The organism is Pseudomonas sp. OV546, from assembly GCF_900116845.1.
Classification (GTDB): Bacteria; Pseudomonadota; Gammaproteobacteria; order Pseudomonadales; family Pseudomonadaceae; genus Aquipseudomonas; species Aquipseudomonas petroselini.
Window position 1 is genome coordinate 107,840 of the sequence record NZ_FPCE01000002.1, and the last position, 12,082, is coordinate 119,921.

Sequence of the window (12,082 nt, forward strand, 5' to 3'; positions counted from 1 at the left end):
AGTAGAGCGCGAGTCTGATGAAGTTTGTTCAAGCGCGCTGCCACAGTTGCGTGACAGTTTGATGAAGCCCGCTCAACGGTCACTGCGACAACTATCTAAGCCCCCACAGAAGTCACGCCGACGTTCAATGCCCGTTACTTCATTGATCCCGAGACATTCTGATGGCGGAACAACTCAACACACGCATTACCCTCAGCGACATTCGCAGGCCCTCATCCCCTCTAGGCCGTGCTGTGGATGAAAATCTCTTGCTGCAAGCGCGCGAGAGCTGGCAGGACAGTCGCCAGCGTTTGCGCGACCTGATGGCGACCGCGCCCAGCGTGCGCGCATCGATCAACACACTGATCAGGCAGGAATTGGACGTGGATGGCGAGCAGGTACATCTGCATTTCGCCGCGCAAGGTGATGCCCCTGCCCGGGATGTCACGCTCACGGACGCCTGGGCCTACGCTCAACAACACTATGCGTTCGCGGGCGTAGACCCCACCCTCGACCAACGCTGCACACTCACTGGTCTCTCTGAAGAGACGACACCGGTTGCGCTGCTGCAACGGTTGCTGAAGCTGAACCTGCGGCATGGGATCAGAAGCCACTGGATCACCTGGTGGATTGCCCGCGCGCCCGGCACCCCGATGGCCCGGCGCGAACTGGCCAACCAACTGTACCGCCAGCATTTCCTGGCCGCCGCCCAACATGCCGTCGCCGTGAGCGAGATCAATACCGACCAGGTGGCCCCGCTCCTACGGCTGGTCGATCCACCTGCCGACGAACAACCCGCCGACGGCCAGGCCCTGTATGTCGAGCAACTGCTGTTGACGTCTGCCAGCGGCCCTACGGTCGAGGTGCCGGGTGCGTTGGTCATGACCCGTACCGACCAGGACAACCCTGTGACTCAGTGTGTGTACTTGCCCACCCGGCAGCCAGCGCTGATGGTGTTCGGCGATCGCGTCCGCCTGGAAACCTGGCTACGTGATCAGCCGGAATTGTTCCCCGGCGTCGCACAGATAACCCGCGAGCACAGCATCGAGTACCGTACGGTTGAGACCCCCTTGGAGGCAGGGCTGGCACACCTTCAGGAGCATTGGATCAAGCAAAAACAAGACACCCTGACGTCTGCGGCCGACGGTGATTTGGCCGAACACGGCGCGAGCGCGTTGCACACCGCCGAACGGATCGACCGTCTGCAACGAGCGCCACTGTTCGCTGCAGCCCCAGAACTGCCCGCTGCACCCGACAGTACCGAAAACCCGCCGCCCTTTACTGGCTTGACCGCCGATGTGCCACTGGGGCTACGCCGCCAGGCCTTGAAACAACAGCAAAACGCCCTTGAAGTCTTCGCGGGCGAGGACAACTCGCGCCTGGCCTTACTCACCCCTCTATTCGATGCACTGCATCAGGCCCGGCAGCAGGCCTACACAGCAGCCGGCGCTTTGCTCGATCAAAAACCTGCGCTCATGCTGTCGGCGCTACTGCAGAAGCACACCCCTCAATACACCGCCCTGCTGCAGGCGCGATGGCAGGGGTTGAAGCAGGAAGCCGAGCTGCTACGACAGTTGAATCAAATCAGCATCCCAGAATACCAGTGGTTGATGGATGGGCTGGACCCCGACAAACCACCCGCCAAGGACATCGCGGTCGCCTGCCTCGTCCTGTCCATGATCGAGCAGAAGAACGGCGAAAAAACCATCAGCCAAAAAGAACTCGAGGGTGTGCTGCTGATTACCCAAGCCAGCACCTTGAAAGCATTGCCCTCCTCGCCCAACAGCCTGCTGCTCTACTGGCCAGGCCACAATGGTGGTGTGCATCGCTTTGAAAACTTTGCGCAGTTGCAAGCGTGGTTCTTCGTCCAAACCTCCACTCAGCCGGCGCTGACGCTTGAGCCCCGCCTGCTGAGCCAGAAGGCCTTCGATTACAGCTTGCACCAGCAGCTTTCCAACGGTGTGCAGCAGATTGAAGTGCTGTTGCACCGCACATCCGAGCCCGAACAGGCCCTGCAACAAGCCACTGAACTGCAAGCCATCCGCGTAAAACTGCTGCACGAACTGGGCGTACCGGCGAATGAAGCACGCGAACTGGCTTATACCCAGTGGCGTGAGCGACAGCAGACGGGCGCCCTGGCCGAACACCTGACCACCTGGCTCACTACCGTCAGCGCCGAAGACCGAGCCCAGCTCAAGGCATGGATCGAAGACTATTGGCGGGCCATGCGCAGGGCCGATCACGCGCTGGAACAAAAACTGCCCCTGAGCCACACCTACTGCAAGACCCAGCTTGAAAAGCGCCTGAACCGGGATTTCGCCCTCAAACAGCCCTTTTCCGTGACACTGGATTTGCCCGAAACCGTTGCCCACCGGCAGCACTTTTTCGCCGCGCCCGGCGCACCGGGAACCCCGACCAAAACCGTGCTGGAACCCAGCACGGCCCGAGTCAGCCTGAGCCTTGAAGACCTGGCGTTGGGTAACATCGATAACGCACTCAGTGAACGCCTGGGCTTTATGAAAGTGCTCGTCAGCACGCTCGATACGAATGAGCGTGAAGTCCTCGCGGCAGCCCTCACCCCGCGCTACGTGAAAACAATGGTCACCGAGCTGGACGTGGCACAACAGTATGAGGACCTGATCAAGGAGACATGGCTGGGCACCGACCGGGAAGCCTCGTTTACTCGCGACGCTCGCCTGGAATGCCTGATGGAACCCCACCGCCTGATACTGAAGATTCAGGGTCGGTTGGCGCACTTGAACGGCACCCTCACGGCGGATGAACTGCAGGTGTTCAACCGGGCCGCCGAGCAGGCCAAGCCGGTGGGTCTCGTTGTGCTACCCGCAGTACTCAGTGTCGGCGGGGCGGACACCGATGACGGCCCCAGCACGTTGTCCGGCATCAGCTTCATTGAAGAAAAAAGCACCGGGCTGACCCTCCTCTACCTGCCCGACAGCCCGGACCGCCAATACGTGCGCCGCTTCGATACCCGCGAGCAAGCCCGCCAGGCCCTCTACAACCTGTGTCTGTCCAGCGACATGGTCAGTTACCTGGCCGCACGCGCGGTGCCCGGAGACGTCGAACGCCATGCCGGCCGGATCAACCAGGCTGTGCTGAAAAACTATAGTGCCCTGATTGCCATCGGCAAACCCTGGCCAGGCGCACCGTCGCTGGCCACTCACGTGTTCAACGCCCACATGGGCCGCTTGCTTGAGGCTCACCGCGCCGCCTCACGCTCCAACAGCGAGCTGTACCGGGAACGCTATGCGATGAAGGGTGAGCAGGCCTTTACCTGGATCAAGATGGCCATGGGCGTGGTACCCATCGTGGGTACCGCCATCGGTCTGCACGATGGTTGGACCAGTGCCAACGAAGCCGTCCGTGCGTTTCGACGCGGCGACCCGGTTGAAGGATTACAGGCGGTAACGCAGGTCCTGCAATCACTGATCGATGCCGCCATCGACGTGGGCACCGGCGTGCTCATCACCCCGAATGCCGCGCGTGCGCGCACCGCCGCGCGCCAACTGCGCAACGCGTTCAACGTGAGCGGTTATTTGCGTCCGCCACCGAGCCGCAGTGCCCATATAGGCCTGCGGTTCAGCGGTTACGAATACGAGAAAGCGCTCTCGCTCGGCCACCTGCAGCCGGCGACATACGGCCTTTATCGTCACATCTACCGGCATGCCGACGGCGACTTCATCTTGCGCAGGCATGCGCTCTATCAGGTTGAGCTGCAGGATGGTCACTGGCGCCTGAGCGGCAACTCGAAAAAAACCTACAAGCAGCCGATTGCCCTGGATGAAACCGGGCAGTGGGACACACACTTCGGTGTCTACGGCACCTCACACCCCGGTGGCCTGGCAGGCGGCGGTGCGGCGCTCGGGCACCTGGCGGACAGGCTGGACCCGCTGTGGCCGTTGGCAATTCGTGAGCGTCTGCCGCGCTGGTGGACCGATCAGGTCTACCGTCGGCAGTACGCACTCGAGGCCAGCATTGACCAGATCTATCATCGTTTCGACCAAAACCATAAGCGCGTAGGGACTCTGGTAGACCGCTACGAAAACGGCGAGACCGCCCTGTTCGACGAGCTTGTAACCGACCTGACGCAAGGCATAGCGCTTGCCAAACAGCTTCATGAGCAGTTCGAGCAAGTCCTTCCATTTTCCCGCGGCAACCGGGCCAGCGTTGGGACTAAAGCCAAAAGTGATGCCGCGTATGAAGTGGTCTGGAAGTCACAATGGCTGATCAAGCTCAGGGGAGAACGGATGGTCACCCATTCCGATGACATTGAAAAACTGACCGCTCTCCTAGAGGCCATGCCCTATGAGCAGGTGACGGTACGGGCGGCCCTCAGAGAACAGATCAGGGGCAAACACATTGCCAACCTTGAGCACTTTCGCCACACCGAGACCGCGATGGAGACCATGAACACTTGGAACAGCCGGGTCTCCCTCCGTGAGCACCGACAACGAATAAACATTGCCTCAGAGGTGATAAACCGGCACCTGTCCGAGAGAAAACGTAACTACACCAAGGTCGCCGCCCTGCTGGACGTCATCGATCATGGCAAGGCACTGTCGGACGTCTCCTGGCATTACCTGCAAGGTGCGCTGAAGAACGCCAAAACCACGACCTGGCGTGCGTTGGATCTGCAAACCGACTTGCTGGAAATCAGTTCGAACCTCAACCAACGCAACACGATCCTCAATTTCTGCATTGATGCCTACGAAAACATGCGGATGAACCTGGACCGCTGGTCAACCAGTTACCCCCAACATTTCGACGCGGTTTACGTCCCCCAACTGCGCGCCGAACTGGAAAAAATGGCCGAGCGCGCCCGTAAAACCTTGCGTGAGCCTGCACCGCGCAAGCCTATCAGCAGCCCCCGTAGAATTTTCGAAACTGAAGACAACACGCTGCTGATCGGTGTGGAAAGCTGGGAACCCTCGACCCGCGTACGTCGCTACACCATCACCGGTGCCCAAGGCCGTACCGAAATCTGGGAGCAAACCGCCAATGGCCGGTATTACCTGACCAACCCCGAGCCGATTGCCGAGGTTGTCGCCGCCAGGAGCCTCAACGCCCTGATCAGTGAAGCGCAAGCGCGACTGAAGGCCGTGGCGGCTTACATCAAAAAAGTGCGTGACTACGCCCGTCAAGGCCTGTTGCCGGTGGAGATGGAGGAGATGCTGGCAAGAGAGGCCGATGAGCTGCTCACCCGGGCGCGAACCATCGCGCCCTTGGCACCCGATCATATAACCCTCAAACAGCTGCAGGACGGCGCCACACAGCTGACGACAACCGGCCGTGCCCTGCGGACGGAGTTTTCCCTGTCCAGTAAAAAGCCCACCGATGGCATGCTCGATGACCTGGCCAGGCATAACGTGGTCGAGGTAAGGCGTAACAGCGGGTTGAAACGCCTGCCCCTGTTACGTGAAGGGCGTCCGGATTTCATGCAGGAATATGAAATCTGGGATTTGACCGCGTTGCCGCCAACGCCGCTGTGGTACGCGCACTTTCATTACAACCGGCGCGCAGCCACATTCGATCAGTTCGAGAAAGCCCATTTGAAGCTGCCGGAGCATCGGGGCCTGACTCACGGTGATGACCCGACATTGCCGTTCTCCGATATCGGCAAAAAATCCTCGGCGCTGCCTCATATCCGTCCGTTGTGGGTCGCTGCGGACGAGGTTTCGGCGTCGTGACGCTCGGCAGGGGTTGAATGAGAGGCTGTAAACATGAGACAAATTCAACCATTCCCTCTCAAACATCAAATTTACTCATGGATAACCCGTGCTAGAGATCCGCCACCTCAAGACCCTGCACGCCTTGCGCGAAGCCGACAGCCTGGTCGAAGCCGCTGAACGCCTGCACCTGACTCAATCGGCGCTTTCTCATCAGTTCAAGGAACTGGAGGAGCGCCTGGGCATGCCGTTGTTCGTGCGCAAGACCAAGCCGCTGCGCTTCACCAGCGCCGGCCTGCGCTTGCTGCAACTGGCCGACGCCACCCTGCCGCTGCTGCGCGGCGCCGAGCGCGACATTGCACGCTTGGCCGGCGGCACCGCCGGGCGTTTGCACATGGCCATCGAGTGCCACAGCTGCTTCCAGTGGCTGATGCCGACCATCGACCAGTTCCGCGATGCCTGGCCGGAAGTCGAGCTGGACCTGGCCTCGGGCTTTGCCTTCGCGCCGCTGCCGGCGTTGGCCCGGGGTGACCTGGACTTGGTGGTGACGTCCGACCCGCTGGAACTGCCAGGCATTACCTATGTGCCGCTGTTCACCTATGAAGCCATGCTCGCCGTGGCCAACCAGCACGCGCTGGCGAACAAGGCCTACATCGTGCCGCAAGACCTGCTGACTGAAACCCTGATCACCTACCCGGTGGAGCGCGACCGCCTGGACATCTTCACTCGCTTCCTCGAACCGGCCGACGTTGAGCCGGCTCAGGTGCGCACCTCGGAACTGACGGTGATGATGATGCAACTGGTGGCCAGCGGCCGTGGCGTGTGCGGCATGCCTCACTGGGCGCTGCATGAATACAGCTCGCGCGGCTACGTGAAAGCCAAGCGGCTGGGTGAGAAGGGTTTGTTTGCGACGCTGTATGCAGGGATTCGCGCGGACATGCTGGACGCGCCGTATATGCGCGACTTTCTGCTGACCGCGAAGGACACCTCGTTTTCCACCTTGGATGGGGTCAGCGCGGTGCGTTGAAAGGCTCAGCTCAACCGGTGGAAGGGGGCTTTCCCCCTCCCACAGGGCGTATCACTGGTCTTTCAGTTCGCGCCACATGTGGATTTTGTCGAAGTAATCCACGCCCACCCGCACCGCCAGCGGTTCCAGACCGTATTGAGTGAACCCACAGCGCTGGTACAGCGCAAACGCGGCGTCATTACCGGCGGTGACGGTCAGCTGGATCACTTTCAAGCGCGGATGTCGGCGCGCTTCATCCAGGGCCGCCTCGACCAACCGCAGGCCCAGGCCTCTTTGCTGATAGGCCCCGGTCACGTACATACCGAACAGGGTCACCTTGTGCCGCGCCTTCTCGCGTGGCTCGTACGCCAGACCGACAATACCCGCCAGTTCATCGCCGTCGAAACCGCCCAGCAGCCGATCCAGTGGGTTGTCGAGGCGCTTTTGCCACCAGCTCAACGGCATCGCCGCCCGCTCGGCCACGCTGGAGGTGAATGCCTGCGGATAGGCGCCGTACGCCTCCAGCATCAAGGCCCGATAAGCCTCGGCGTCGTGGGCCCCCAGTGCACGGATGATCATAGGCTTCAGGCCGTGGCGGTCAGTGACGCACGGTAAAACGGCAGGATCAGGTCGCGTGTCAACGGCGCCAAGTGCAAGCCGCCATCACCGGCAGGATCGATCCAGCGTACCTCTTCGATTTCAGCAGCGGGGGTGACCGGCACATCAATGCGTACCTGGAACAACTCAGCTTCGACGGTAAAGCCCGGCTCGTTGACCGCGGGTGCGCTGAAGTTGCCGAGGTAGAGGGCTTGGCTGGGGTCGATGCACAGGTTCAGCTCTTCGTGCAGCTCGCGGGCCAGGGCCTCGGCAGGTTGCTCGCCGGCGTCGATCTTGCCACCAGGCTGCATGAACGCTTGGGTGCCACGCTTGCGTACAAGCAATGTTTGGCCATCGCTGCCGATCAGGAGGGCGGCGGCGATGCGGATAGTAGAGGTGCTCATGAAAGGTTCGCGGTCTCTTCGGGTACTTTGATAAAAATGGCGTATTTCGCGCCTTCCATTGCCTCGAACGCAATGAGCTTGTCCACCAGCGGCAGGTTCAGCACCTTGCCGGCGTTGAGCAGCAACATGCCGTTATCGGCATTGAGGTTACGCGCCAGGACCATGCCGTCCGCCAGTTCACGGGTGGTCAGGACCTTGACGGTGGGATCGCCCAGCGTCACATCACTGAGGAACTTGGCGCAGGCCTGAATAAAATCGTCGACCAGGCTTGGGTCGTAAAGGCGCCCGGCATACTTCTGGATGTAGAGCAGCGCTTCATCACTGTTCATCTGCCGCTCAAGGATCAGGCCTTTCTGCAACTCGATGAAATCCACCGCCAGTTTCAGCAGGCGTGAACCGAACGGAATCGCCTCCTCCTTGAGGTGATCGGGAAAGCCGCTGCCGTCATAGCGTTCCTGGTGGTGGCGAATGATCCGCGCCGCATCCTTCATCGGCTCCAGCGTCATCAGCAGCGACTCGCTCTGCGTCGGATAGGCGCGGTACAGATCGCGGTCAGTGCTGTGCAGCCTATCGGCCGGGGCGGTCATCATGCTGTCGGTCCAGCTGAGTTTGCCGATGTTGTAGAGCGCGGCGGCCATGGTCAGGTCGCGCGTGCTGACCTCGTCCATGGCCTGGGCGTTGCAGTACACCCGGATCAGGTCGATCAACTGGCGGTTGGTCTGCTTGTCCTTGGGCAGGCGCAAGTTGGCCAACAGCGAAAACACCTCGGTGCCCGTCACGTAGCTGCGCTTGAGTTCTTCGTAGGCCAGGTCGAGCATGTCGGCGGTCTGCTGCAGCTCGCCAGTGCGCGACTCCACGCGTTTTTCAAGGGTCGCGTTGAGCGTCTTGAGCTGCTCGTTCTGCACCTGGGTCAGGCGCTCCAGGCGCTGATGTTCCAGGGCCTGCTGCAGGATCAGCTTCAGTTCATCGTCATTCCAGGGTTTGCCGATGTAACGGTGGATCTGGCCTTCGTTGATCGCCTTGATGATCGTCGGGAGGTCGGCATACCCGGTCAGCAGGATGCGGCTGGTGGTGGGATACATATCATGGACCTTGGCCAACAGCGTGGCCCCGTCCATGCCCGGCATGCGCGCATCGCTCATGACCAGGTCGATGGGCTGCGCCGCCATGATTTCCAGGGCCTGGGCACCGCTGCCGGCGAGCAGCACATCGTAGGGCTGGCCGCGCAACAAGCGGCGCAGGCTATTGAGGATCGACTCTTCATCGTCGACCAGCAAAATGGTGGGTTTTTCGGTGGAAAGCTTCGCGAGTTGTTCATCCATGCCGACTGCGCCTTCAAATTAAACAAAATTGAGCTACATTGAGCCCTTGTCCCAAGCCGTCTTCCCTCGCTTAAGGCGTGGGGTTGATTTGACGCCAACTGGCCGTCGATATCAAGGGAGCTCGACTATGCTCTCATAGCCGCTGGCAACCCGCTCAGACGTGCAACCAGGGAAGAAGTCATTATGCAGTCGAACCTTTTGCAGTCGCCGTGCGCCGTATGACCCCGGATTCAGTCAAGGCCAACCGTCGTATTCTGATCGTCGATGACACTGCCTCCATCCACCAGGACTTTCGCAAGATCCTCTGTGCCGAGACAGACGCCCAGCCCTCGCTGGACACCCTTGAGCACACCCTGTTCGGCACCCCGGCCAAAGTGCGCCAGGTGTTTGAGCTGGACTCCGCCTACCAGGGTGAGGAAGCCCTGGCCCTGGTCCACAAGGCACTGGCCGCCGGCGCGCCTTATGCCATGGCGTTCCTCGACATGCGCATGCCGCCGGGTTGGGATGGCTTGCAAACCATCGAAGCCCTCTGGAATGCCGACCCTAACCTGCAGATTGCCCTGTGCACAGCGTATTCCGACTATTCCTTCGAGGCCATCGAAGCGCGATTGAAATACAACGACCAGTTGCTGATCCTCAAAAAGCCCTTCGACAACCTGGAAATCCGCCAGATGGCCAGCGCCTTGACGTGGAAGTGGCAGCTGGCCCAGGACGTCGCGCTCAAAGTGAGCAGCCTGGAGCGCACCGTTGAAGAACGTGTGCAGGAACTGCTGAAAGTCTCGCACCTGCTGCAGTACGACGCGCTGACCGAATTGCCCAACAGTACGCTGCTGGGCGACCGGCTGACCCAGGCCATGGCCTTGGGCCGTCGGCATGACACCCAACTGGCGGTCATGTTCATCGGGCTGGACCGTTTCAAGCGCATCAACAATGCCCTGGGCTATCCGGTAGGCGACGAGGTGCTGCAGCAGGTCAGCCAAAGCCTGGTGGCGGCGGTGCGTGAGTCGGACTCGGTGTTCCGCTACGGCTCCGACGCGTTCGTGATCGTGCTCAACGATATCTTGCACCCCCAGCAGACCCAGGGCGTTGCCCAGAAACTCCTCAAGGTCATCAGCGCGACTCGCCACGTCGCGGGGCATGACCTGAGCATCACGGCCAGCCTGGGCATCAGCATTTACCCCAATGACAGCGGCACCGCGGTGGAGTTGATCAAACACGCTGAAACGGCCATGCACACCAGTAAAGAGCGCGGCCCCGACAGTTTCAGCTTTTATACCGACGCTATGAACCTGCGCGCCCAGCATCAGCAAAACCTGGAAAGTGCGATCCGCCAGGCCTTGGAGCGCGATGAGTTTGTGCTGCACTACCAACCGAAGCTGGACCTGAAATCCGGGCGGATCGTAGGAGCAGAAGCCCTGATACGTTGGTTTCAACCCCGCTCAGGGTGGGTCAGCCCTGTGGATTTCATTCCCGTGGCTGAGGACAGTGGCCTGATCGTGCGCCTGACCCAATGGGTACTGCGCGAAGCCTGCCAGCAGGCACAGGCGTGGCGCGTGATGGGCCTGCCCTCGCTGTGCATCTCGGTGAATATCTCGGCGATTGACTTCCGCCAGCGGGATTTTGTCGACAACCTGGCCGCGATCCTGAAGCAAAGCGGCCTGCCGCCCGACCGACTGGAGTTGGAGATCACCGAAAGCGTGTTGATGCAAAATGTCGACGACACCGTTGAGAGGCTGAACAAGATCAAAGCCATGGGCGTACGCCTGGCCCTGGATGATTTCGGCACCGGTTACTCCAGCCTCAGCTACCTGCGACGCTTCCCCATTGACGTGCTGAAAATCGATCAGTCTTTTGTGCAAGGCCTGAATGTGAATAACCAAGACGAACAGTTGATCAGCGCTATCATCGGCATGGGCAAGAGCCTGCGGTTGAGCATCATCGCCGAAGGGGTGGAGACGCTGGAGCAACTGAAGTTCCTGCAAACCCAGCAATGTGAAGAAGGCCAAGGCCATCTGTTCAGTAAGGCTGTACCTTCAAAGGATTTCGCCCAGTTACTGCAAGTGGGCTCCGCGCCCCTGATGCCCGATCAATAGCCGAACGCAAGGAGTGCTCGTTTGAGCGCAGTCTCAACTACTCGAATTGGCCTGATGTTCACGTGTTGGCTGGTCACGGCACCGCCCTTGGTGGCCGCCCCGTTGGACGAGCCGCTCAAGCCATTGCCGGCGGCGCTGGCCCTGGACCCGGCTAAAGTCGAACTGGGCCGCCAGCTGTTCAACGAGCCGCGGCTGTCGGCCAATAACACCTTGTCCTGCGCCAGTTGCCATCGACTGGACAGCGGCGGTGCCGATGACAAACCGTTCTCCATTGGCTTCGATGGCCATCCGGTGGAGATCAACACGCCCACGGTGTTTAACGCCAGCCAGAATTTCAAGCAGTTCTGGAACGGCCGGGTGGACACGCTGGAAGCGCAGATCGAACAAGTGGTCATCAGCCCGGTGGAGATGGGCAGCGACTGGAAAACCGTGGTGCAGAACCTGTCCGCCCTGCCCGCTTACCAGGCCGCTTTCAGCCAGTCGTACCCCGACGGCGTCACCGCCGCCAACGTGCAAAATGCGCTGGCCACTTATGAGCGAACGCTGCTGACCCCCAACTCGCGGTTCGACCGGTACCTGTTGGGCAATACCGATATCCTCACGATCCAGGAAAAGTACGGCTACCAGCGCTTCAAGGAGTACGGCTGTATCGCCTGCCACCAGGGCATCAATATCGGCGGCAATATGTTCCAGAAGTTCGGCGTGATGGGGGACTACTTCAAGGCGCGCGGCAACCCGGTCGAATCGGACCTGGGGCGCTACCTGCTGACCCAGGACGAGGAAGATCGCCATGTGTTCAAAGTGCCCAGCCTGCGCAACGTGGCGGTCACCGCGCCGTATTTTCACGATGCATCGGCCAAGACACTGGAAGACGCGGTGGATGTGATGTTCACGTACCAACTGGGCCGCACGCCCTCCGCCGAAGACAAGGCGCTGATCGTGCAGTTTCTCAAGACCCTGACCGGCGAATGGGCAGGCAAGCCGCTATGAGCCAACT

General features: G+C 60.6%; 7 protein-coding genes. 4 read left to right on the plus strand and 3 right to left on the minus strand.

Annotated elements, in window-relative coordinates:
* Positions 1-233: 233 nt before the first annotated feature.
* A complete protein-coding gene (locus tag BM403_RS05735) occupies positions 234-5,684 on the plus strand; it encodes a dermonecrotic toxin domain-containing protein (protein ID WP_139237942.1) in 5,451 nt (1,816 codons plus the stop codon).
* A gap of 88 nt (positions 5,685-5,772) precedes the next feature.
* Positions 5,773-6,690, plus strand: a complete 918-nt coding sequence (metR, locus tag BM403_RS05740) for a transcriptional regulator MetR (protein ID WP_012722457.1) — start codon at positions 5,773-5,775, stop codon at positions 6,688-6,690.
* A gap of 51 nt (positions 6,691-6,741) precedes the next feature.
* Here the strand turns inward: metR and BM403_RS05745 are convergent, their stop codons facing one another.
* The 3 genes from BM403_RS05745 to BM403_RS05755 are packed head-to-tail and all read right to left on the minus strand — an operon-like array spanning position 6,742 to position 8,992.
* Positions 6,742-7,248, minus strand: a complete 507-nt coding sequence (locus BM403_RS05745; RefSeq protein WP_093542016.1) for a GNAT family N-acetyltransferase — start codon at positions 7,246-7,248, stop codon at positions 6,742-6,744.
* A gap of 5 nt (positions 7,249-7,253) precedes the next feature.
* Positions 7,254-7,670 carry an NUDIX hydrolase gene (locus tag BM403_RS05750; protein ID WP_012722455.1) on the minus strand — a complete coding sequence of 139 codons (417 nt, stop codon included), beginning with the start codon at positions 7,668-7,670 and terminating at the stop codon, positions 7,254-7,256.
* Positions 7,667-8,992, minus strand: coding sequence for a response regulator c-di-GMP phosphodiesterase, NosR family (locus BM403_RS05755; RefSeq protein ID WP_093542018.1), 1,326 nt, complete (start codon positions 8,990-8,992; stop codon positions 7,667-7,669). Before BM403_RS05755 ends, BM403_RS05750 begins: the two co-directional genes overlap by 4 nt.
* Before the next feature lie 218 nt (positions 8,993-9,210).
* Between BM403_RS05755 and BM403_RS05760 the strand changes: the two genes are divergently transcribed.
* Both BM403_RS05760 and BM403_RS05765 read left to right on the plus strand, forming a co-directional pair.
* Positions 9,211-11,085, plus strand: coding sequence for a putative bifunctional diguanylate cyclase/phosphodiesterase (locus tag BM403_RS05760; RefSeq protein ID WP_093542020.1), 1,875 nt, complete (start codon positions 9,211-9,213; stop codon positions 11,083-11,085).
* A 54-nt stretch (positions 11,086-11,139) separates the two neighbouring features.
* Positions 11,140-12,075 (plus strand): cytochrome-c peroxidase, encoded by a 936-nt coding sequence (locus BM403_RS05765; RefSeq protein ID WP_093542024.1) that lies wholly within the window; start codon positions 11,140-11,142, stop codon positions 12,073-12,075.
* Positions 12,076-12,082: the final 7 nt, after the last annotated feature.